Annotated in this window: 17 protein-coding genes; 9 read left to right on the forward strand and 8 right to left on the reverse strand. The window is 73.6% G+C overall.

The features are described from left to right. The first annotated feature begins 30 nt into the window (after positions 1-30). Together G6553_RS09915 and G6553_RS21745 are read left to right on the forward strand one after the other, a co-directional pair. Positions 31-1,242 carry a M15 family metallopeptidase gene (locus tag G6553_RS09915; RefSeq protein ID WP_166191791.1) on the forward strand — a complete coding sequence of 404 codons (1,212 nt, stop codon included), beginning with the start codon at positions 31-33 and terminating at the stop codon, positions 1,240-1,242. 178 nt (positions 1,243-1,420) lie between these two features. Then, on the forward strand, positions 1,421-2,695 hold the full coding sequence (locus tag G6553_RS21745) for a serine/threonine protein kinase (RefSeq protein WP_278249547.1): 1,275 nt from the start codon (positions 1,421-1,423) through the stop codon (positions 2,693-2,695). A gap of 12 nt (positions 2,696-2,707) precedes the next feature. Here the strand turns inward: G6553_RS21745 and G6553_RS09925 are convergent, their stop codons facing one another. Next, positions 2,708-4,681, reverse strand: coding sequence for a VWA domain-containing protein (locus tag G6553_RS09925; RefSeq protein WP_166191649.1), 1,974 nt, complete (start codon positions 4,679-4,681; stop codon positions 2,708-2,710). Positions 4,682-4,760: 79 nt separating this feature from the next. On the opposite strand from G6553_RS09925, the gene G6553_RS09930 reads away from it, so the two are divergent. Together G6553_RS09930 and G6553_RS09935 are read left to right on the forward strand one after the other, a co-directional pair. Then, a complete protein-coding gene (locus G6553_RS09930) occupies positions 4,761-5,429 on the forward strand; it encodes an MOSC N-terminal beta barrel domain-containing protein (protein ID WP_166191652.1) in 669 nt (222 codons plus the stop codon). Positions 5,430-5,438: 9 nt separating this feature from the next. Next, positions 5,439-6,404, forward strand: coding sequence for an NADPH:quinone oxidoreductase family protein (locus G6553_RS09935; RefSeq protein ID WP_166191655.1), 966 nt, complete (start codon positions 5,439-5,441; stop codon positions 6,402-6,404). A 114-nt stretch (positions 6,405-6,518) separates the two neighbouring features. Here G6553_RS09935 and G6553_RS09940 read toward each other — a convergent pair whose 3' ends face one another. Next, positions 6,519-6,815: a putative quinol monooxygenase gene (locus G6553_RS09940; RefSeq protein ID WP_166191658.1), complete on the reverse strand. Its 297-nt coding sequence runs from the start codon at positions 6,813-6,815 to the stop codon at positions 6,519-6,521. A 63-nt stretch (positions 6,816-6,878) separates the two neighbouring features. Between G6553_RS09940 and G6553_RS09945 the strand changes: the two genes are divergently transcribed. Both G6553_RS09945 and G6553_RS09950 read left to right on the forward strand, forming a co-directional pair. Beyond that, positions 6,879-8,822, forward strand: a complete 1,944-nt coding sequence (locus G6553_RS09945) for a M13-type metalloendopeptidase (RefSeq protein ID WP_166191661.1) — start codon at positions 6,879-6,881, stop codon at positions 8,820-8,822. A gap of 71 nt (positions 8,823-8,893) precedes the next feature. Then, complete coding sequence (locus G6553_RS09950; protein ID WP_166191664.1) at positions 8,894-10,999, forward strand: DEAD/DEAH box helicase; 2,106 nt, start codon at positions 8,894-8,896, stop codon at positions 10,997-10,999. 104 nt (positions 11,000-11,103) lie between these two features. Here G6553_RS09950 and G6553_RS09955 read toward each other — a convergent pair whose 3' ends face one another. Together G6553_RS09955 and G6553_RS09960 are read right to left on the reverse strand one after the other, a co-directional pair. Further along, positions 11,104-12,591 (reverse strand): DHA2 family efflux MFS transporter permease subunit, encoded by a 1,488-nt coding sequence (locus tag G6553_RS09955; protein WP_166191667.1) that lies wholly within the window; start codon positions 12,589-12,591, stop codon positions 11,104-11,106. An 88-nt stretch (positions 12,592-12,679) separates the two neighbouring features. After that, entirely contained in the window at positions 12,680-13,177 is a 498-nt protein-coding gene (locus G6553_RS09960; protein WP_207619588.1) for a glutathione peroxidase, read from the reverse strand. A 57-nt stretch (positions 13,178-13,234) separates the two neighbouring features. Between G6553_RS09960 and G6553_RS09965 the strand changes: the two genes are divergently transcribed. Together G6553_RS09965 and G6553_RS09970 are read left to right on the forward strand one after the other, a co-directional pair. Continuing rightward, entirely contained in the window at positions 13,235-16,018 is a 2,784-nt protein-coding gene (locus G6553_RS09965) for a DEAD/DEAH box helicase (RefSeq protein WP_347565620.1), read from the forward strand. A 1-nt stretch (position 16,019) separates the two neighbouring features. Then, positions 16,020-16,703, forward strand: coding sequence for an SWIM zinc finger family protein (locus tag G6553_RS09970; protein ID WP_166191673.1), 684 nt, complete (start codon positions 16,020-16,022; stop codon positions 16,701-16,703). 14 nt (positions 16,704-16,717) lie between these two features. On the opposite strand, the gene G6553_RS09975 is transcribed toward G6553_RS09970, so the two are convergent. From G6553_RS09975 to G6553_RS09990, 4 genes are all read right to left on the reverse strand, one after another. Next, positions 16,718-17,431 carry a hypothetical protein gene (locus tag G6553_RS09975; RefSeq protein WP_166191676.1) on the reverse strand — a complete coding sequence of 238 codons (714 nt, stop codon included), beginning with the start codon at positions 17,429-17,431 and terminating at the stop codon, positions 16,718-16,720. Positions 17,432-17,440: 9 nt separating this feature from the next. Continuing rightward, positions 17,441-17,995: a TetR/AcrR family transcriptional regulator gene (locus G6553_RS09980; RefSeq protein ID WP_347565621.1), complete on the reverse strand. Its 555-nt coding sequence runs from the start codon at positions 17,993-17,995 to the stop codon at positions 17,441-17,443. Positions 17,996-18,176: 181 nt separating this feature from the next. Continuing rightward, complete coding sequence (locus G6553_RS09985; RefSeq protein ID WP_166191682.1) at positions 18,177-19,289, reverse strand: homoserine O-acetyltransferase; 1,113 nt, start codon at positions 19,287-19,289, stop codon at positions 18,177-18,179. Beyond that, positions 19,286-20,572, reverse strand: a complete 1,287-nt coding sequence (locus G6553_RS09990) for an O-acetylhomoserine aminocarboxypropyltransferase/cysteine synthase family protein (protein WP_166191685.1) — start codon at positions 20,570-20,572, stop codon at positions 19,286-19,288. The genes G6553_RS09985 and G6553_RS09990 overlap by 4 nt, the downstream gene beginning before the upstream one ends. A gap of 125 nt (positions 20,573-20,697) precedes the next feature. On the opposite strand from G6553_RS09990, the gene G6553_RS09995 reads away from it, so the two are divergent. Further along, the gene (locus G6553_RS09995; RefSeq protein WP_166191688.1) at positions 20,698-22,284 is read left to right on the forward strand and encodes a carboxyl transferase domain-containing protein; all 1,587 of its coding nucleotides are present in this window, start codon (positions 20,698-20,700) and stop codon (positions 22,282-22,284) included. Positions 22,285-22,374 lie beyond the last annotated feature (90 nt).

The following is a 22,374-nucleotide window of genomic DNA, read 5'->3' on the forward strand; positions in this document are numbered from 1 at the left end:
GGAGCTCGGGGAGGAGGACTCGTGGGATCGATGCGTGTCCGCACGCAGCTGGCCGCGGCAGCGCTGCTGCTGCTCGCCGGATGCGGTGGCGCGCCCTCCGCCGAGCCCTCGCCGGCGCCCGGCTCGGCGCCGTCCACCGCGGGTGCGGCAGCGTCGACCGCGCCCGAGGGCGCCGGCACCGGGGCGCCGGTCGGTGACTTCGCCGTCGAGCCGCCGGGCCCGCTGCGCGGCAGCACGCTCGAGGGCCCGGACATGCTGGTGTACAGCCAGGAGTCGCTGAGCGAGGACATGGTCGAGCAGATCGCGGCCCTCGAGGGCGTCGACGCGGTCGAGCCGCTCGCGATGGCCCAGGTGCCGGTCGAGGACCGGGTCATCAACCTCGCGGCGGTCGACCCGGCGACGTACCGCCGCTTCGTGCCCGACCGCGCCAGCGCCCGGCTCCTCGAGGCGTGGAAGCGCGTGGCCGCGGGCGAGATCGCGGTGCTGCCGGAGATGAAGAAGAAGATCCCCATGGACGACCAGGGCTTCCTGTCGCTCGGCAACGCGACGGAGGCGCCCAAGGCCCACGTCGGGGCGTACGTCGCGCAGGTCCCGCAGGTCGACGCGGTGGTCAACGAGAAGTGGCGCGACGTGCTCGACATGAAGCCCGGCAACGCGCTGCTCGTCTCCGCCGACATGACCGCCCCGCAGGCGCTGCGCAAGCCGATCCAGCGGATCGCCGGCGAGGACGCCTCGGTGCAGATCCTCGGGCCGGACCTCGACACGAGCGTGCAGCAGACGGCGTTCCTGGTCGGCGGCGTCGCCGACGCGGTCGGCACGTTCAACTACACCGTGCTCGGCGGCGGCCGGATCGCGCCGGACCCCGCCTGGGTCGCCAAGCACATCCGCACCGAGCCGGTGCCGATCCTCGGCTCGGTGACCTGCAACAAGGCGATCTTCCCGCAGCTGCGCGCCGCGCTTCAGGAGGTCGTCGACCGCGGTCTCGCGGCCGAGATCAACCCGGACGAGTACGCCGGCTGCTACTACCCGCGCTTCATCGCCGGCTCGACCAAGCTCTCCAACCACTCCTTCGGGCTCGCGCTCGACTTCAACGTCCCGGGCAACCTGCGCGGCACCGTCGGAGAGATGGACCGCACGGTCGTCAGCATCTTCAAGAAGTGGGGCTTCGGCTGGGGCGGCGACTGGCGCTACACCGACCCCATGCACTTCGAGATGGTCGCCATCGTCGAGCCGCGGGCCTGAACCGTCCGGTCCCGGTGGGTCGGTGCCGGCCGCTCGCCCTCGGGCGGTCCACCATCGTTCAATTGCGCCGTTGTAGCGCCTCCCGCGCCCGGAGACCCCGCTGAGACCGCGCAATTGAACGATCGTCGACGCCCCGGACCGAGCCGACGCCGGCGTCCCCTCGTCTAGCCTGCCCGGCATGGATCCGGCGCCGACGACCGTGTTCGCCGGGCGCTACCGCCTGCTCGACCACCTCGGCGAGGGCGGGATGGGCACGGTCTGGCGCGTGGTCGACGAGCGCGAGCAGCGGGTCGTCGCCGCGAAGGTGCTGCGCCAGACCGACGCGGCCTCGCTGCTGCGGTTCGTGCGCGAGCAGGCCACGCGGGTCGAGCACCCGCACGTGCTCACGCCGCTCGGGTGGGCCGGCGAGGACGACCTGGTGCTGTTCACGATGCCGGTCGTCGAGGGCGGGTCGCTGGAGGACCTGGTACGCCGCAGCGGTCCCCTGCCGCCGCTGCTGGTCGCCGAGCTGCTGCGCCAGCTGCTCGCCGGGCTCGCGGCGATCCACGACGCCGGCGTCGTCCACCGCGACGTGAAGCCGGCCAACCTGCTGCTCCGCGCGACCGGCGCCGGCCGCCCACACCTGCTCGTCTCCGACTTCGGGGTGGCCGTCGACCTCGCTGGGCCGCGGCTGACCGAGACCGGCGCGGTCGTCGGCACGCCGGGCTACCTCGCCCCCGAGGCGGCCGGCGGAGCGGCGCCGGCCACGCCCGCCGACCTGTACGCCGCGGGACAGGTCGCGCTGTACCTCCTGGTCGGCGCCCCCTCCGCCGTCCCGGCCGTGCTGCCGGCCCGGCCGGACCGGGTCCCGGACGCGCTGTGGGCGCTCGTCGCCGACCTGCTCCGCGCCGACCCGGCTGAGCGACCCACCCCCGCCGAGGCGCTGGACCGGCTCCGCCACCCGACCCTGGCCTGGCACCCCGACGCCGTCGGCGGCGTCCGGCTGGACGCCGTCACCGCACCGCTGCCCGGCCCGCACGAGCCTTCCGGGCGCCGGCGGACGCTGCCGGAGCCGACCCGGGTGCGGGCCCCGCGCACCCGAGGCGCTCGGCCGGCCCTGCTCGCGGGCCTGGTCACCGCGCTCCTCGCCGGCGCCGTCGTCGCCCTGGTGCTCCTGCTGTGGCGGCCCTGGGACCAGCCGGTCGTCCAGGAGGACCCTGCGCCGGGCCGGTCGCCGTCGGCCTCCACCTCGCCGTCGGGCCCCGCCGGCGCGACCGAGCCGTCGGCCGAGCCGACGACAGGGCCGTCGTACCCGGCATCGGGCTCGGTGGAGGTGGGCCGGGTGGTCACCCGGGTGGGCCAGCCGTGCGAGACGGCCGAGCTGGGCCTGCGGGAGACCACGCTGACCGGGGTCGACGTGGTGTGCCGGGCGGCCGCCGGTGGCCGCGACCCGGCCTGGCGCCGGGCGGGCTAGCCGGGCGCCTGGTCAGGCCCGCCGGCGGACCAGCAGGCCCGCGACCACGGCCAGCACGACCACCAGCCCGACGCCGCCGAGGACCCACGGGAGCGCCGAGCCGCCGTCCGCGTCGCTGGCCGCGCCCTCGGAACCGCCGGCGGCGGAGGTCTCCTCCTCGGCCGCGGGCGACTCGTCCGCGGTCGGGTCGGCGCCGTCGTACGTCGGGGCGCCGGTGGGCTCGCCGGTGACAGCGGTCCGGAGCCGCAGCGTAATCGGCTCCGCGTCCGGCGTGCCGGGCTCGGCGGCCGCGCGCGAGACGACGAAGTAGTAGTCGCCCGCCACGGCGGCCTTGCGCAGGTTCACGTAGGAGTACCCCCGTGCGCTGGTCGGCGCCGCGGCACGGTTGCGGTAGCGGACCTCGGGGACGTAGCGCGACTCCTGCAACGAGGCGGTGCTCGGGCCCAGGCTGGGCAGTGAGCCGGTGTCGGTCAGCTCCGCCCGTGCGGGGGTATAGGTCTGCAGGTCGAAGTGGAGGTAGGAGGAGCGCGGGACGGCCTCCCCCGGAGCCGGCAGGTCGACGGTGAACGCCGCCGCCTGCCCGTGCTGGACGGCCACTCGGTAGAAGATCTGCTCGCCCGGGAGCAAGGTCTCGCGGTAGGTGCCCGGCGCCAGCGGGAGGGCGTCGGAGAACCCGCCGCCGCCGACGACCGGGGTGCCCCGGCCCTCGGCCGGCGCGACCAGCGGCTCGATCGTGGCCGCGTCGAGGGGCTCGGGGAGGTCGCCGAGGTTCGTGACCGGTGGCTCCTCGACGTAGAGCACCTCGACCGGGACGGGTGCACCACCCTCGAGGCGCTGCACGCCGACCACGAGACGGTCCGCCTCGACGCAGGGGTCCGCGGGCACGCCGGCCGGGCTGGCGGTCGGGCTGGTGATCGGGCTGGTGGTCGGGCTGGTGGTCGGGCTGGGCGAGGCGGACGCGTCCGAGGACGGAGTCGCCGTGGTGCCCGCCGCCTCCTCGAGGCCGTCGACCTGGACGTCGACGACCAGGGCCTGGGTCAGCCCGGCAGGGTCGAACCGGCTCCCGCGCTCGCTCGCGCACTGCTCGCCCTCCGGTGTCCGGACATCGATCGTGAGGGTCTCGCGGTTGAACGGGTCGGCGCTCGCGAGCGGGCGCGAGACGACGGAGAAGCGGACGGTGGACCCGGGCCGGCGGACGAGCTGGTAGTAGCGGACGGGGGTGCCGACGGCGAACCGGTCGGTGTACTGGCCGGGCTCGAGCTCTGGGCCCTCCTCGGGGAGCTCGGTGGCCTCGACGGGCTCGCCGGTGACGGTGAAGGGCCGGGTGGCGCGTTGGGAGAGCTTCCCCAGGGAGGCGGTGAGCGCCTCGGCGTCGGCGGCGTCGTAGTAGGTGCCGCCGCCGGCCTCGGCGATGCAGCGCAGCTGGTCGCGGGCGGCGGGGCCGACGCCGAAGCCGACCGTGTCGATGCGGAGGTCGATGCCGGACCCCACGAGGGCGCGGACGGCCTTGCACGGCTCGGGCGCGCAGGTCTCCTCGCCGTCGGAGACCAGCACGATCGTGCGCCGGCCCTCCGGACCGAGGTCCTCGACGGCCTGGCGCAGGGAGTAGGCGATCGGGGTCTCGCCGGTCGGCTCCGTCTGCATGATCGCCGCACGCAGGGCGGCCCGGTCGAGGGTGGCCAGCGGGGCGACGAGGCGGGAGTCGGTGCAGGAGTCGCTGCGGTCGCCGTAGACGCGCAGGCCCACCGTGGAGTCGTCCGGCAGGGTGTCGACCACGGAGGTGAGGGCCCGCTTGGCGGCCACCATCTTGGTGCTGCCGGAGGGGTCGGGTTCCTTCATGGAGCCGGAGGCGTCGAGCATGAGGAGCAGCTGGCCGGGGTCCTCCTCCTCAGCCACAGCAGCCGCCGCGGTGGTCACCGGCACCGGCACGAGCAGCAGGGCGACGAGCGCCAGCAGGGCAGGCAGCGATCGGGCGGTGGTCCCCATGGACGATCTCCTCGAGAGCACGAGCGGTCACCCCACCCTCCCCGCACGGCCGGCCCGGAAACCCGGCTACGGTCGGCGCGTGCGGGTCGTCGCGGTGCACCGGTACCCGGTCAAGTCGCTGCGGGGCGAGTCGCTCGAGCGGGCGGACGTCCTGTCGCGCGGTCTCGACGGGGACCGCCTGTGGGCGCTGCGCGAGCCGGACGGGAAGCTCGGCAGCGGGAAGTCCACCCGCCGGTTCCGTCGGATGGCCGGCCTGCTCGAGCTCGCGGCGGCGTACGACGGACCGGTCGCGGCCGGCCCGGTGGTCACGCTGCCCGACGGCCGGTCCTGGCGCGGACCGCACGCCGACCTCGACGCGGCCCTGACGGCGTACGTCGGCAGGCCGGTCGCGCTCGCGCGGGAGGCCGAGGTCGCGCACCACGACGAGGGTCCGCTGCACCTGGTCACGACCGCGGCGCTCGACCGGCTCGGCGCGGACGGGCCGGTGCTGCGCGCCAACCTGGTGGTCGACGCGCCGGGTCTGGTGCCGTTCGCGGAGGACGGCTGGGTCGGTCGCGAGCTGGTGGTCGGCGCGGTCGTCCTGCGGGTGCGCGAGCCGATGCCGCGCTGCGTGATGGTGGGCGCCGAGGTGCTGCACCGGGCGACCCGGCTCAACGACGGCCGCGCGGGGCTCGTGGTCGACGTGGTCGCGCCGGGGACCGTCGCGGTCGGCGACGTCGTACGCCTGCTCGGTCCGGGCGGTCGCTAGCCTCCCTCCATGCGTGCAGCCAGAGTCCTCGCCACCACCGGTCCCGCCGACGTCCGTGTCGAGGAGGTCGACGAGCCGACGCCCGGCCCGGGCGACGTCCTCGTCGAGGTGCACAGCGTGGGGGTGTCCTTCCCCGACCTGCTGCTGAGCCGCGGGGAGTACCAGATGAAGCCCGAGCCGCCGTTCACCCTCGGCGTCGACTTCGCCGGCACGGTCGTGTCCGGACCGGGCTTCGAGCCGGGTCAGCGGGTCGCCGGCGTCGGCGGCTGGGGCGGGGCGTCGGAGCTCGTGTCGAACCCGGCCGGGTTCGTCTTCGCGCTGCCCGACGAGATGTCGTACGACGAGGGCGCGGCGCTGCCGATGAACTACCTGACCGCCGACTTCACCCTCCACGAGCGGGCCGACCTGCGCGAGGGCGAGACGGTCCTCGTGCACGGCGCCGCGGGCGGCGTCGGCACCGCGACCATCCAGGTCGCCAAGGGCATGGGCGCGCGGACCATCGCGGTCGTCTCCACCGAGGAGAAGGCCCGGATCGCGCGCGACGCCGGCGCCGACGAGGCGATCCTGATCGAGGGCTTCAAGGACGCCGCCAAGGAGCTGACCGGCGGGGTCGGCGTCGACGTGGTGGTCGACGTGGTGGGCGGCGACCTGTTCACCGACTCGCTGCGCGTGCTCGCGCCGCAGGGGCGGCTGATGGTCGTCGGGTTCGCCGCCGGCCAGGGCATCCCCCAGGTCAAGGTCAACCGGCTGCTGCTCAACAACGTCGACGTCCGAGGCGTCGGCTGGGGCGCTTACGCGATGGTCCGCGACGGCTACATGACCGAGCAGTGGGAGCGCCTGGTGCCGATGATGACCTCCGGGGTCGTCAAGCCCCCGATCGGCAAGACCTATCCGCTCGACGACTTCGCCCAGGCGCTCCTCGACATGGACGCCCGCAAGACGCTCGGCAAGTCGGTGGTCCGCGTCCGCGGCTGACCTCACGGCCGACCGGTCCGGGTCATGTAACGGACAGTTCGCCACTGTGTAGGCACGTTGCAGCACGCCTACAGAGCAGCGAACGGTCCGTTACATGCGCCGCGCCGCCCCGGCTCAGACCGCGCGCAGCGGGTGCAGTCCGATCTCACCGGCGAGGATCGGGCCGAGCACGCCGAACGCCTCGGCGACGTGCGGGGCGGCCATGTGGGCGTCGATGGCGGCCTGGGACTCCCACGCCTCGATGGTGATGAAGGTGCCGGGGGCGGTGGCGGACTCGAAGGCGTCGTACTGCAGGCAGCCCTCCTCGTTCGCGAGGGAGGCGGCGGCGAGGCCGGCGAGCGCCGCGCGGGCGGCGTCGGCCTGGTCAGGCTGGACGGGCAGGGTCGCGACGACGCGGATCGGGTTGCTCATGGCGGCGAACGTAGCGGTGCTGCGCGCCCGGGCGCAGTGGGTTGCGGCGGTTAGGGTCGTGCCGTGACGATCCTGGATGACGCCCGCCCGGGCATGGACCCCGACATCCGCCCGCAGGACGACCTGTTCGGCCACGTCAACGGCCGGTGGCTCGACGAGACCGAGATCCCCGACGACCGGTCGAGCTGGGGCCCGTTCGTCCAGCTCGCCGACGCCGCGGAGGCGCACGTCCGGGAGATCATCGAGGAGCTCGCCGCGGGCGACGCCGCGACGATGACCGACGACGCCCGCAAGATCGGCGACCTCTTCGCGTCCTTCATGGACACCGAGACGATCAACGCGCGCGGCACCCGCCCGATCCGGCCGCTGCTCGACGCGGTCGAGGGGCTGCGCGACGTGCGCGACCTGGCGGCGTTCCTGGGCGAGTTCGAGCGGGTGGGCGGCCACGGCCTGTTCGGGTCGTACGTCGACACCGACGACCGCCGCTCGGACCGCTACCTCATGCACCTCGTGCAGGGCGGGCTCGGCCTGCCGGACGAGTCGTACTACCGCGAGGAGAAGTTCGCCGAGATCCGCGACGCGTACGTCGCCTACCTCGAGCGCCTCTTCACCCTCGCCGAGCACCCGCACCCCGAGGCCGCCGCGCGCACGGTCCTCGAGATCGACACCCGCCTCGCCGTCGGCCACTGGGAGCGGGCCGAGACCCGCGACGTGCAGAAGACCTACAACCTGATGACGCTGGCCGACATCAAGCAGCTGTGCCCGGCCTTCGACTGGGATGCCTACGTCACCAACCTCGGCGGCACCGAGGAGACCCTCGCCGAGGCGTGCGTGCGCCAGCCGTCGTACCTCGGCCACCTCTCCACCGTCCTCGACGAGGTGCCGATCGACGCGTGGCGCCCGTGGATGCTCAGCCACGTGCTGCGGTCCTCCGCGGCGTACCTCACCGACGACTTCGTCGAGACCAACTTCGACTTCTACGGCCGCACCCTCAACGGCACCCCCGAGCTGCGTGCCCGGTGGAAGCGCGGCGTGGCGTTCGTCGAGGGGGCGATCGGCGAGGCGGTCGGCAAGGAGTACGTCGCGCGGCACTTCCCGCCGACGTCCAAGGCGCTCATGGACGACCTGGTCGCGAACCTGCTCGCGGCGTACCGCCAGTCGATCTCCCAGCTGGACTGGATGACCGAGGAGACCAAGCAGCGGGCCTACGAGAAGCTCGCGACCTTCCGGCCCAAGATCGGCTACCCCGAGAAGTTCCGCGACTACTCCGCGCTGCGCGTCACCGCCGACGACCTGCTGGGCAACGTGGCGGCGGCGTCGGCCTTCGAGACCGACCGGCAGCTGGCCAAGATCGGCGCGCCGGTGGACCGCGACGAGTGGTTCATGCTGCCGCAGACGGTCAACGCCTACTACAACCCCGGCACCAACGAGATCTGCTTCCCTGCGGGCATCCTGCAGAAGCCGTTCTTCAGCCCCGACGCCCACCCGGCGGAGAACTACGGGGGCATCGGCGCGGTCATCGGCCACGAGATCGGCCACGGCTTCGACGACCAGGGCGCGCAGTACGACGGGGAGGGCAACCTCAACGACTGGTGGACCCCGGCCGACAAGGCGGCGTTCGAGGTGAAGTCCAAGGCGCTCGTCGAGCAGTACGACGGGTTCGAGCCGCGCAGCCTGCCCGGCGAGCACGTCAACGGCTCGCTGACCGTCGGCGAGAACATCGGCGACCTCGGCGGCCTGACGATCGCCCACAAGGCGTTCCTGATCTCCGAGGGCGGCTCGGCGTCGGAGGAGGACCGGCGGCGGTTGTTCCTGAACTGGGCCTACGTGTGGCGCACCAAGCGTCGCAAGCAGCAGGAGCAGCAGTACCTCACCATCGACCCGCACAGCCCGCCGGAGTTCCGCGCGAACATCGTCCGCAACCTCGACGAGTTCCACGAGGTCTTCGGCACCGCCGAGGGCGACGGGCTGTGGCTCGACCCCGACCGGCGCGTCCGCATCTGGTGAGCGGCTGCGGCCGCGTCCGCACCTGTGGAGGGCGGCCCCGGACCGTCCCCGGCCGCTGGTAGACAGGCCGCATGACCGCATCCGAGGCGCCGACCGCGACCGACGTACGCCGACAGGCCGAGGCGCACCTCCGCGCCCTGGTCGGGAGGGACGACGCGGTCCTGCGCGAGGACCAGTGGTCGGCGATCGAGGCGCTCGCGGTCGACCGCCGGCGCGCGCTGGTGGTCCAGCGGACCGGGTGGGGCAAGTCGGCGGTGTACTTCGTGGCGACCCTCCTGCTGCGGGGCCAGGGCGCCGGGCCGACGGTGATCGTGTCGCCGCTGCTCGCGCTCATGCGCAACCAGATCGCCGCCGCCGAGCGCGCCGGCATCCGGGCGGTGACCATCAACTCCACCAACATCGAGGACTGGGAGCCGACCCACCAGGCGATCCGCGACGGTGAGGTCGACGTGCTGCTGGTCAGCCCCGAGCGGCTGAACAACCCCGGCTTCCGCGACGAGGTGCTGCCGAGGCTGGCGGCGACCTGCGGCCTGCTCGTGGTCGACGAGGCGCACTGCATCTCCGACTGGGGCCACGACTTCCGGCCCGACTACCGCCGGATCCGCACGCTGCTGGCGGAGCTGCCCGACGGCATCCCCGTGCTCGCCACGACCGCGACCGCCAACGAGCGGGTGACCGCCGACGTGGCCGAGCAGCTGGGTCCGCTGGGCCAGCAGGTGCTGGTGCTGCGCGGGTCGCTGGACCGGGAGTCGCTCCGCCTGGGCGTGGTCCGGCTGAAGACGGCCGACCAGCGGCTGGCCTGGCTCGCCGACCACCTCGCCGAGCAGCCCGGGTCGGGCATCGTCTACTGCCTCACGGTCGCCGCGACCCAGGAGATCGCCGACTTCCTGCGCTCGCGCGGGCACGACGTCGCGGCGTACTCCGGCCAGACCGACACCACCGAGCGGCAGGCCCTCGAGCAGGACCTCGCCGCCGGTCGGGTCAAGGCGCTCGTGGCCACGAGTGCGCTCGGAATGGGCTTCGACGCGACGCTCGGCTTCGTGGTGAACATGGGAGCGCCGGCCTCCCCGGTCGCCTACTACCAGCAGGTCGGTCGCGCGGGCCGTGGCACCGACGAGGCGGTGGTCGTGCTCCTGCCGGCGACCGAGGACCGCGACATCTGGAACTACTTCGCCTCCCTCGCCTTCCCCCGCGAGGAGCTGGTCCGCCAGACGCTCCAGGTCCTGGCCGAGGAGGGCCGGCCGATGAGCACCGCCGCCCTCGAGACGCGGGTCGAGCTGACCCGCACCCGGCTGGAGACGATGCTCAAGGTGCTCGACGTGGACGGCGCCGTGCGCCGGGTCCGCGGCGGGTGGGAGTCCACGGGCCGGGAGTGGAGCTACGACGAGGAGCGCTACCGCCGGGTGACCGAGGCGCGCGAGCGCGAGCAGCAGGCGATGCTCGACTACATCGCGACCGACCGGTGCCGGATGCGGTTCCTGCGCGACCAGCTCGACGACCCCGAGGCGGCCGACTGCGGGCGCTGCGACAACTGCGGCGGGCTCGACCTGTCCACCGACGTCTCCGCCGCCGCGCTGGAGGAGGCCGGCGCTCGCCTGGCCCGCCCGGGCGTCGTCGTCGAGCCGCGCAAGATGTGGCCGACCGCGCTGTCCAACCTCGGCATCGACCTCAAGGGTAAGATCAGGGACGGCGCGTCCGAGGGTCGCGCGGTGGCCCGGCTGACCGACCTCGGGCACGGGCAGGCGCTCCGGGAGCTGTTCGCGCCGGACACGCCGGACGGGCCGGTGCCCGTGCCCCTCGTGCGCGCGGTCGTCGAGGTGCTCCAGGAGTGGCAGCCGCGGGTCGACGTCATCGTGCACGCCGAGTCCGCGACCCGCCCGACGCTGACCAGCGACCTGGCGGCCGGCCTGTCGCGCTACCTCGGCATCCCGGTGGTCGGCACCTGGGCGGTCGTCGACCCGGACGTCGCGCCCGGCCAGGGTGCGATGAACTCCGCCCAGCGGGTCGCCGCCGTCGGCCGCCGCTCGGCCCTGCACGCCGACGTGCCCGAGGGAGCGCGGGTGCTGCTCGTCGACGACCGCACCGACACCGGCTGGACCCTGACCCTCGCGGCCCGGGCACTGCGCGCCGCGGGCGCGGCCGAGGTGCTGCCGCTCGTCCTCGCCGTCACCGGCTGACCCCGCCTCAGGAGACCCCGGAAACGCCTCGTGCTGCCCACCGTGCGCCGGAGCGCACGCTGGACAGCACGAGAAGCTGGCTCAGGACCGGGTCGGTGTCCCGATCAGTGACCCATGAGCGCGGTCTGGTCGACCGGCTCGGCCGGCGGCTTGCGCGGCAGGAAGAACGCCGGCACGAGGACGACGGCCACCATGATCGCAGCGATCCAGAAGGTCCCGCTGAAGACGCCGGCGAGGTCACCCAGCACCTGGGCCGGGTCCTGCGAGGGACGGACGTCGTTCTTGACGCCGTTGGTGAGCAGCACCGAGAAGATCGCGGTGCCGATCGAGGCGGCGACCTGCTGGACGATGTTGAGCAGCGTGGAGCCGCGGGCGACGGTGTGGCCGCGCAGCGTCTGCAGCGCCGCGGACATGATCGGCATCATCGTGGCGCCCATGCCGAGGCCCATGACGAACAGCGCGCCCATGAGGAACGTGTACGACGTCGTCGCGTCGAGCGTGGCGAACATGCCCATGCCGACGGTGATCACCGCCACGCCGGCGAGCACGATCTTGCCGGGACCGATCCGGTCGGACAGCACGCCGGCGACCGGCATGACGAGCATCGCGCCGACACCCTGGGGCGCGAGCAGCAGCCCGGCCGAGAGGGCGCCCTCGTCGCGGACCTGCTGGAAGTAGAGCGGGAACAGCAGGCTGGCGCCGAAGAACGCGATCGCGAACAGCGACATCGCGATCACGGCGACGGTCATCGTGCCGTTGGTGAACAGGCGCAGGTCGACCAGCGGGTGCTTGTTCGCGCGGGCGAGCGCCCACGGCACGAACGCGGCGATGAGCAGCAGGCCGACCACCGCGGGGACGAGCACCTCGGCGTCCAGGACGGTGCCGGTCTCGGGGATCGTCGAGACGCCGTACAGGAACAGCGCGAGGCCGGGGGAGAGCAGCACCATGCCGAGCCAGTCGAAGGTCTCCGACGGCTCGACGGAGTCCCTCGGCAGCACCTTGGCGGCGTACACGATCGCGACCACGCCGATCGGGACGTTGATGAGGAAGATCCAGTGCCAGCTGGCGTTCTCGATGAGCGCGCCGCCGATGATCGGGCCGAAGATCGGGCCCAGCAGCATCGGGATGCCCATGACGGCCATGACCCGGCCGATCCGCTCCGGGCCGGCCGCGCGGGTCAGGATCGTCATGCCGAGCGGCACGAGCATGCCGCCGCCGAGGCCCTGCAGCACGCGGAAGGCGACCAGCATCTCCAGCGAGGTGGCCGCCGCGCAGAGCGCGGAGCCGGCGGCGAAGAGGACGATCGCGATGAGGTAGAGCCGCTTGGTGCCGAACCGGTCCGAGGCCCAGCCGGTCAGCGGGATGACGCTGGCCAGGGCCAGGGTGTAGCCGGTCATCGTCCACGCGACCTGGGCGGTCGTCGCGTCGAACTCGCGCTGGAAGGTCTCGAGCGCCACCGAGACGACCGTGATGTCGAGGATCGACATGATCGCGCCGAGCACGACCACGCCGGCGACGACGAGGACCTGGCGGTCGAGCTTGTCGGGGACGCCGGGCGTGCCGGGCGGGCTGGTGGAGAGGTCGGTGCTCACCGCGAAAGGCTAGGGGCGGCTCGGCCCGGGAGTCATCCGAGTAGTGCCGCGTCAACCCGTGTGCTTGGTCACCCCGGGCTCGTGCAGCTCAGCCCGCGCTGGAGGCCAGCGCGCGGGCGGCGTCGCGCAGCGACGGGTCGTCCGGCTCCACGCCGGGCCGGAAGCGGGCGACCACGTGGCCGGTGCCGTCGACGAGGAACTTCTCGAAGTTCCACTGCACGTCACCCGCCTCGCCCTGCTCGTCCGGCGTGCGGACCAGCTCGTCGTAGATCGGGTGCCGGCCCTCGCCGTTGACCTCGATCTTCTCGGTCATCGGGAAGGTGACGCCGTACGTCGCGGAGCAGAACTCCTCGATCTCCTCGGCCGTGCCCGGCTCCTGCCCCAGGAACTGGTTGCACGGCAACCCCACGACGGTGAAGCCCGAGCCGGCCAGCTCCTCGTGGAGCGTCTCGAGGCCGGCGTACTGCGGGGTCAGGCCGCACTTGCTGGCCACGTTGACCAGCAGGGCCGGCTTGCCGCCGGTGATCTCGCCGAGGGTCGCGGGCGTCCCGTCGAGGCGGTTGATCGGCAGGTCGAGGATGCTCATGCCGCGACCGTACCGGCCGGGCGCGCGCTGTCGGCAGCAGCGGTTACGGTCCTGCGGGTGAGCTTCGTGCCCGTCACCGGACCGGCCACGTTCCGCGCCGGCGAGCCGCCGCGCGAGGGCGTGGTCGAGTTCACCGACGAGCGGCGGACGGTGAGCCTGCCGGTCCGGGCCGCGCTGCCGGTGCTCACCAAGGCCCACGCGCGCGACGACCTGCACCCCAGCGTGGGGCTGCTCTCGGGTGCCGCGCTGCTGGGGCTCCGGCTGGTCGCGGCGGGCCGGCTCGAGCCCGCGACGGACGACGGGCCGCCGTCGTGGCGGGTCGCGCCGCTCGACGCCTCCGACACCGACCGGGTGGAGATGCTCGCGCGCTCCCGGGCTTACGACGGCGTGGACGCCGAGGCCGCCCAGGTGCTCGTCCGGCAGGTGCTCGACGCCGTCGCGGACGCCGTGCCGCGCACCGCGCCGGGGGCGGGTCGTCGCAGCGCACGGCCCGCTCCGCAGCGGCCGACCGGCGCGCCGCCGCGCGTCGACCCGGAGTTCGCCGCCCGGCTCCAGGCGAGGATCGACCGCCACCGGACGCGCGCGAACCGTCCCGACGAGCTGCCCCAGCTGGTGGGGGTCTCGCTGCGGGTCGAGGCCGACGAGGAGGAGCTGGTCGCGGGGGCGGTGCGGCTCGTGCTGCAGGTCCACGACGAGCAGGATCCGCTCCACGTGTGCGACGCGGCGCTGCTGTGGACCGAGACCGGTCCCGACGCGAGCCACGGCTTCGGCGAGCGCGCCCGCACCCACGCCACGATCGCCCTGCGCGCCGCGGCCGACGCCTGGCCGGTGCTCGACCGGCTGCTCGAGCTGCGGGTGCCGGACCAGATCACCCTCGACACCGACGAGATCGTCGGCCTGCTCGAGCACGGCGTCGGCGCGCTCCGGGACCGGGGGGTCGACGTGCTGTGGCCGCGCAGCCTGGGCCGCGACCTGACGACCCGCACGGTGCTGGACGCGGCGCCCTCCGGCGGCGCGAGCGCGGGCGGCGGCGTCCGTGAGGCGCCGCTCAACGAGCCGGTGCTCGGCACCGAGGCGCTCTTCGCCTTCCGCTGGCAGGTGGCGCTGCACGGCGAGCCGCTCACCGACGAGGAGATGGAGCAGCTCGCCTCGGCGGCCTCACCGGTGCTCAAGCTCCGGGGCAGCTGGACCGTCGTGGACCCGGCGGTGGCGCGGCGCGCCCGCAAGCGGCTGGTCCGCACCGCGACGCCCGCCCAGGCGGTCGCGGCGGCGCTGACCGGCACCGTCCAGGTCGAGGAGACCGAGGAGCAGGTCGTCGTGGACGCGAGCCTGGAACGGGTGCGCGAGCGGCTGCGGATGGCGGCCACCCGCGAGCCCGTCGAGCCGCCCGCCGCGCTGCGGGCCGAGCTGCGCGACTACCAGCGCCACGGCCTCACCTGGCTGGCCGACCTCACCTCGTTGGGGCTCGGCGCCTGCCTGGCCGACGACATGGGCCTGGGGAAGACGATCACGCTCATCGCGCTCCACCTGCACCGTCGCGAGCGCGGCGCGACCGGTCCCACGCTGGTCGTCTGCCCGACCAGCCTGCTCGGCAACTGGGAGGCCGAGGTCGCCCGGTTCGCACCGGGCACGCCGGTGCGCCGGTTCCACGGGTCGAGCCGCGACCTCGCCGGGCTGGCGGACGGCCTGCCGGGCACGGACCCGGGGTTCGTGCTGACGACGTACGGCACCGCGCGCCGCGACGCCGCCTCCCTTGCCGAGGTCGGCTGGGACCTGGTGGTCGCCGACGAGGCCCAGCACCTCAAGAACGCCCGGACCGCCACCGCCCGAGCCCTGCGCACCATCCCGTCGCGCGCCCGGGTCGCGCTGACCGGCACCCCGATCGAGAACGACCTGACCGAGCTGTGGTCGGTGCTGGACTGGGCGACCCCGGGCCTGCTCGGCAGCCGCAACGCCTTCCGCAAGGTGTGGGCCGCGCCGATCGAGTCCGGCCTGGAGCCGACCAAGGCGCGGCAGTTCGCCGACCTGGTGGAGCCGTTCCTGCTGCGCCGGCGCAAGTCCGACCCCGGCATCGCGCCCGAGCTGCCAGCCAAGACCGAGACCGACCACCCGCTGCGGCTCACCCGCGAGCAGACCGTGCTCTACGAGGCGTTCGTCCGCGACACCATGGAGCGCATCGAGCGGTCCGACACCGACACCCGGCGCGGGCTCGTGCTCGCGCTGCTGACCGGGCTCAAGCAGATCTGCAACCACCCGGCACAGTTCCTCAAGCAGTCCGGGGCCACCCGTCTCGCCGGGCGCTCGCAGAAGCTCGACCTGCTCGAGGAGCTGCTCGCCACCGTGGTCGCCGAGGGCGGCGCGGCGCTGGTGTTCACCCAGTACGTCGCCATGGCCCGCCTCGTCGAGGCGCACCTGACCCGGCTCGGCATCGGGCACCAGCTGCTCCACGGCGGCACGCCCGTGCGGGAGCGGGAGGAGATGGTGCGCCGCTTCCAGGCCGGCCCCGAGGAGCCCGGCGCGGTCCCGGTCTTCCTGCTCTCGCTCAAGGCCGGCGGCACCGGGCTCAACCTCACCCGCGCCGACCACGTCATCCACCTCGACCGCTGGTGGAACCCCGCCGTGGAGGAGCAGGCGACCGACCGTGCCTACCGGATCGGGCAGACCAAGCCGGTCCAGGTGCACCGGATGGTCACCCGCGGCACCATCGAGGAGCGCGTCGCCGAGCTGCTCACCCGCAAGCGCGCGCTGGCCGACTCGGTGCTCGCCGGCGGTGAGGCCGCGCTGACCGAGCTCTCCGACGACGAGCTCCGCGACCTGGTCACCCTGCGGCCGGAGGCCTGAGGTGGCCGAGCCGGCGACCCGCGTCGTGCACCCGCGCCTGCCGGCTCGCCGCGGCGGGGCGCGGGCGGCGACCTGGTGGGCGCGCGCCTGGCTGCGGGCGGTCGAGGAGGCGGCGTACGACGAGGCGGACCTGGTCGCCGCGCGCCGGCTGGCCCGCTCCGGCCGGATCGGCGGGATCATCGTCGACCGCGGCTCGTTCGTCGCGGCGGTCGAGGACGACGGCGGGCTGTGGACGACCTCGGGCACGGTGCCGGTGCTCGACGACGCCGCCCGCGACGCCTTCGTCGAGACGGTCGCGGCCGAGGCCGGACGAGTGGCGGCGCTGATGGCCGGCGACCTCCCGCACACGCTGGTCGAGCACGCAGAGGACGCCGGTGTCGAGCTGCTGCCCTACGGCGGCGAGCTCGGCGCGACGTGCACCTGCGAGGGCTGGACCGACCCGTGCGTGCACGCGCTGGCGGTGCTCACCCAGCTCGGGTGGCTGGTCGACGGCGACCCGTTCGTGCTGCTGCAGCTGCGCGGGCTGCCGCGGGAGGACCTGCTCGCGCGGCTGCACACCAGGGCCGGCCCGACCGACGACGACCCGGTCGCCACCGACGACGACACGGCGTACGACGCCGCCCTGCGCGCGGCGCGGGCGCTGGACCTGCTCGCGGACGGCCAGCCGATCGACCACCTGCTCTGAGGGCTCCGGACCGGTCAGAAGTCGTAGGCGCCGCAGGCCCGGTCCCGCACCGCCCGCCACGACGACTCGTCGACCGGGCTGCCCGGCTCGATGTCGTGGAAGGCCTGCAGCGGCGCCATCCGCGCGGCCGTCGCCTCGTCGTACCGGCCGGTGACGCGCTCCTCCGGGAAGCGGGCCGGGTCGATGTCGACGAGCATCCCCTGCAGCGCGCGCACCCAGATGCCGAGCTCCTGGTCGACCGGCATCCCGAGGCGCAGCTCGGGCATGTCGGCCGTCGGCAGCACGCAGACGCAGCGCACCAGGTCGGTGGTGCCGGCGGACAGCACCGTGAGGACGTCGCCCTTGTGTGCGCTCGTCATCCGGTCGGCGCAGGGCTCGACGAGGTCGTCGTGGGGCCCGAGGTACGCCGCCCAGGTCGGCGTCGGGCGGTCCTCGTCCTGGGTCCACCGGGTGTCGCAGGAGTCGGCGGTGCGCAGGTAGCGGACCGCGTCGCCGTGGTCGGCCACCGCCCCCCGTAGCGCAGTCGGGGTGTCGCCGGTCGCGACGACGAGCACGGCCTGGCCGGTGCAGCCGAGGTCGACGTGCTCGACGCCGAGCCGGAGCGGGTCGTCGGCCGCCCGGGTCTGCCGCCGGGCCTGGTCGTCGCCGCCGTCGAGCAGCCCGGCCGCGACCCCGCCGCCGGTCCCCAGGACCGCGGCGAGCACCAGGACGACGAGCCGGCTGCGCACGAGCCGAGACTAGGGCCGGGCCACGCCGAGCGCGGCCAGCGCCATGTCGACCAGCAGCGCGTGCATCGGCTCGTCGGGCAGCAGCCCGCTGTGCGGGGTGGAGTTCAGCAGGCCGAACGTCGCGTGCGCCATCGCCCGCGCGCGGTCCAGCGCCAGCCCGCCGTGCACCAGCCGCAGCTGCTCGGCCCACAGGTCGACGTACTCCCGCTGCAGGGTGCGCACCCGCTCGCGTGCCGTCGCCGGCAACGACTCCCAGTCGCGGTCCTGCACCACGATGAGCGAGCGCTGCCCCAGCGCGAACGACGCGTGCCAGTCGACCAGCGCCGCCAGCGCCGCCGCCGGCCCGTCCGCCTCGGCCACCCGCCGCCGCCCGACCGCGAGCAGCTCCTCGCTGATCGACACCAGCATCTCGGCGAGCATCGCGTCCTTGGACGGGAAGTGCTTGTAGAGCGCCGGCCCGCTGATCCCGCACGCCGCCCCCAGGTCGGCCACCGACACCCCGTGGAACCCCCGCGCCGCGAACAGCTCCGCCGCCGTCGCCAGGATCTGCGCGCGCCGGGTCACGGCCGTCAGGTTAGCGGTTGTTAACCGGGGGGAGGGCTGGATGGGCGTCAGCATCCCAAGTGAACGTGGGAAACCGACGCTTCTCGGCCATTGCGATGGCAGGGAACCTCGAGCATCCCAGGTTAACTTGGGATGCTCGCACTTCCCTGCCTTTCCTGCGCCCGGTCCCCGATACCGGGGCTCAGTCGACGAGGAAGGCCCGCAGCCGCTGGTGGTAGCCGGGCGGCTCGAGGAGGAACGAGTCGTGCCCCCAGGGCGAGGGGAGCTCGAGGCAGTCGACGTCGACGCCGCAGGCGACCAGCTCGCGGGCCATCCGCTCGGACTGGGCGGTGTCGAAGCGCCAGTCGGAGTCGAAGGAGGTGACCTGGAAGCGGGTGGCGGTGGAGCGCAGCCGGTCGGCGGTCCAGGGGTCGGCGAAGGGGTCGAAGTAGTCGAGCAGCCGGGTGAGGTAGAGGTACGACAGCGCGTCGAAGCGGTCGAGGAACACCTCGCCCTGGTGCTGGAGGTAGTGCTCGACCTCGAAGTCGGGGCCCATCCGCCAGTCGTCGCCGGTGCCGGTGCGGCGGTGGCCGAACTTCGCCTCGAGCGAGGCGGCGGAGACGTAGGTGATGTGGGCCATCATCCGCGCGACCTTCTGGCCGAGCCGCGGCTGGACGCCCTTCTCGGCGTACCGCCCGTCGTGGAAGTCCGGGTCGCCCATGATCGCCTCGCGCGCCACGGAGGAGAACGCGATGTTCTCCGGCGTCAGCCGTGAGGAGGCCGCGACGACGACGGCCCGGTCGATCTCGTCGGGAGCGTCGATGACCCACTGGAGCACCTGCATCCCGCCGAGCGACCCGCCGACGGCCGCGTGCAGCCGGGGCACGCCCAGGAGGCGCAGCAGCCGCCGGTGCACGGCGACCAGGTCGCTCATGTGCAGCATCGGGAAGTCCAGCCCGTACGCCGCGCCGGTGGCGGGGTCCGTCGACAGCGGCCCGGTGGTGCCCGAGCACCCGCCGAGCAGGTTGGCCGAGACGACGAAGAACCGGTCGGTGTCCACCGGCTTGCCGGGGCCGATCAGGTTGTCCCACCAACCGCGCTTCTTGGCGCCGAGGTGGAGCCCCGCCGCGTGGGCGTCGCCGGTGAGCGCGTGGCAGACGAACACCGCGTTGTCGCGGGCGGGGGAGAGCTCGCCGTACGTCTCGTAGGCGACCTCGACGTGGTCCAGCCGCCCGCCGCCACGAAGCCGCAGCGGGTCGTCCTCGGTGAAGAGGACGGCCCGCTGCGTCTCGACGTAGCCGAGGGGACCGGTCACTTGGTGGCGGTCAGCGCCTGCTCCAGGTCGGCGATGATGTCGTCCACGTGCTCGATGCCGATCGAGAGCCGCACCATGTCCTCGGGGACACCGGCCGCCTCGAGCTCCTCGGGCGTGAGCTGGGAGTGCGTGGTCGTGGCGTTGTGGATCGCCAGCGACTTCGCGTCGCCGATGTTCGCGAGGTGGCTGAACAGCTGCAGCGACTCGATGAACGTCCGACCACCGTCGCGGCCGGCCTTGAGGCCGAAGCTGACCAGGCCGCCGTACCCCTTGCCGGTGAAGGTGCGGTCCGCGACCTCCTTGTACGCGCTGGACTCCAGGCCGGGGTAGCTCACCCACGACACGGCCTCGTGGCCCTCGAGGTACTTCGCGACCGCCAGCGCGTTCTCGCTGTGCCGCTCCATCCGCAGGTGCAGCGTCTCGAGGCCCTGGAGGAAGAGCCAGGAGTTCATCGGCGTGATGGCGGCGCCCGTGTTGCGGAGCAGGACGGTGCGGGCGCGGATGATGTACGCCGCCGGGCCGGCCGCCTCGGTCCACACCGCGCCGTGGTAGGCCGGGTCGGGCTTGGTCAGGCCGGGGAAGCGGTCGGAGTGCGCGGCCCAGTCGAACTTCCCGGAGTCGACGATCACGCCGCCGATCGAGGTGCCGTGGCCGCCGATGTACTTGGTCGCGGCGTGCACGACGACGTCGGCGCCCTGCTCGATCGCGCGCACGAGGTACGGCGACGGCGTGGTGTTGTCGATGATCAGCGGGAGGCCCTGGGCGTGCGCGGCCTCGGACCAGGCAGGGATGTCGATGACGTTGATCCGCGGGTTGCCGATCGTCTCGCCGAAGACCATCTTGGTCTTCTCGTCGACGTGCTGGGCCAGCTCCTCGGGCTTCTCGGGGTCGACGAAGCGGACCTCGATGCCGAACTGCGGCAGCGTGTGGGCGAACAGCGCGTAGGTGCCGCCGTAGAGCGTGGAGAGCGCGACGATGTTGTCGCCGGCGTAGCAGAGGTTCAGCACGGCGTACGTCGTGGCGGCCGAGCCGCTCGCGGTCGCCAGGGCGCCGACGCCGCCCTCGAGCTGGTTGACCCGGTCCTCGAACACCGACTGGGTCGGGTTCATGATCCGCGTGTAGATGTTGCCGGGCTCGGCCAGCGCGAAGAGGTTCGCGGCGTGCTCGGTGTCGTTGAAGACGTACGACGTCGTCTGGTAGATCGGCACCGCCCGCGCGTTGGTGGCGGGGTCGGCCTGCTCCTGGCCGGCGTGGACGGCGAGGGTCTCGGGGCTGTGCGACACGTGTTCCTCCTGGTGGGGTGGGCGCGGTCAGCGTAAAGTCGTGTGGACCACTGGACAATGACGGTCCGCGGGGCGGACGCGCCCGTCACTCGACGCTACCGGTTAACGATCGCTAACCTGCCCGGGTGACCCAGGACCTGAGATCGCTCGTCGAGGACCTGCGCGAGCGGCTCGCCGTCGCCCGGCTCGGCGGCTCGGCGGCGGCCCGCGAGAAGCACACCGCCCGCGGCAAGATGCTCGTCCGCGACCGCGTCGACCGCCTGCTCGACCCGGGCAGCGCGTTCCTCGAGCTGAGCCCGCTCGCGGCGACGGGGATGTACGGCGCGCCCGGCGAGACGCCGGTGCCGTCGGCCGGCATCGTCACCGGCATCGGCCGGATCAGCGGCCGCGAGTGCGTCGTCGTCGCCAACGACGCGACCGTCAAGGGCGGCACGTACTACCCGGTCACGGTCAAGAAGCACCTGCGCGCCCAGCAGGTCGCGGCGGACAACCACCTCCCGTGCGTCTACCTCGTCGACTCCGGCGGCGCGTTCCTGCCGCTGCAGGACGAGGTCTTCCCCGACCGCGAGCACTTCGGCCGGATCTTCTTCAACCAGGCCAACCTGTCGGCCCGGGGCATCCCGCAGGTCGCCTCGGTCATGGGCTCCTGCACCGCCGGCGGCGCCTACGTCCCGGCGATGTCGGACGAGACCGTCATTGTCAAGGAGCAGGGCACGATCTTCCTCGGCGGACCGCCGCTGGTGAAGGCAGCCACCGGCGAGGTCGTGACCGCCGAGGAGCTCGGCGGCGGCGACGTCCACGCCCGCACCTCCGGCGTCGTCGACCACCTCGCCGAGGACGACGCCCACGCGCTGGCGATCGTGCGCTCGATCGTCTCCACGTTCCCTGCCTCGGCAGGTTTCGAGACAGGCGCTGCGCGCCTTCCTCGACCAGCCGGAAGCGGCCAGGCCGCGCCCTGGGAGGTCCGCGAGGTCGAGGAGCCGCTGGAGGACCCCGAGACGCTGTACGACGTCGTCCCCGCCGACACCCGCACGCCGTACGACGTGCGCGAGGTCATCCGCCGGGTCGTCGACGGCAGCCGGTTCCAGGAGTTCAAGAAGCTCTACGGCGAGACGCTGGTGACCGGGTTCGCGCACATCTGGGGCCACCCGGTCGGGATCGTCGCGAACAACGGCATCCTGTTCAGCGAGTCGGCCCTCAAGGGCGCGCACTTCATCGAGCTGTGCAACCAGCGCGGGATCCCGCTGGTCTTCCTGCAGAACATCTCCGGCTTCATGGTGGGTCGGGAGTACGAGAACAAGGGCATCGCGCGCGACGGCGCCAAGCTGGTCACCGCGGTCGCCTGCTCGGTCGTCCCGAAGCTCACCGTCGTCATCGGCGGCTCCTTCGGCGCCGGCAACTACGGCATGTGCGGCCGCGCCTACGACCCGCGGTTCCTGTGGATGTGGCCCAACGCCCGGATCTCGGTGATGGGTGGCGAGCAGGCCGCCTCGGTGCTCGCCACGGTCGCCGGGAGGCCCGAGGACGAGGAGCTCAAGGCCCCGATCCGCGAGCAGTACGAGACCCAGGGCTCGCCGTACTACGCCACCGCCCGGCTCTGGGACGACGGCGTCATCGACCCCGCCGACACCCGCCGCGTGCTGGGCATGGGCCTCGCGGCCGCCGCCCACGCCCCGATCCCCAGCCCCTCCTACGGAATCTTCAGGATGTGAGGTCACCCCATGACGTTCTTCGCTCCCCCGCTTCGCTCCTCCGCGAACAACGCCACGGGGACCCCGACCCTTCGGAGGGCTGAGTCCTGA

Origin of the sequence: Nocardioides sp. IC4_145 (genome assembly GCF_011250565.1) — a bacterium.
Classification (GTDB): Bacteria; Actinomycetota; Actinomycetes; order Propionibacteriales; family Nocardioidaceae; genus Nocardioides.

Bases quoted from the DNA above. Each gene is read 5' to 3' on its own strand.
- G6553_RS09935 (WP_166191655.1), top strand. From the start codon at position 5,439: ATGCGTGCAGCCAGAGTCCTCGCCACCACCGGTCCCGCCGACGTCCGT.
- G6553_RS09925 (WP_166191649.1), bottom strand. From the start codon at position 4,681: ATGGGGACCACCGCCCGATCGCTGCCTGCCCTGCTGGCGCTCGTCGCC.
- G6553_RS09950 (WP_166191664.1), top strand. From the start codon at position 8,894: ATGACCGCATCCGAGGCGCCGACCGCGACCGACGTACGCCGACAGGCC.
- G6553_RS09960 (WP_207619588.1), bottom strand. From the start codon at position 13,177: ATGAGCATCCTCGACCTGCCGATCAACCGCCTCGACGGGACGCCCGCG.
- G6553_RS21745 (WP_278249547.1), top strand. From the start codon at position 1,421: ATGGATCCGGCGCCGACGACCGTGTTCGCCGGGCGCTACCGCCTGCTC.
- G6553_RS09915 (WP_166191791.1), top strand. From the start codon at position 31: ATGCGTGTCCGCACGCAGCTGGCCGCGGCAGCGCTGCTGCTGCTCGCC.
- G6553_RS09940 (WP_166191658.1), bottom strand. From the start codon at position 6,815: ATGAGCAACCCGATCCGCGTCGTCGCGACCCTGCCCGTCCAGCCTGAC.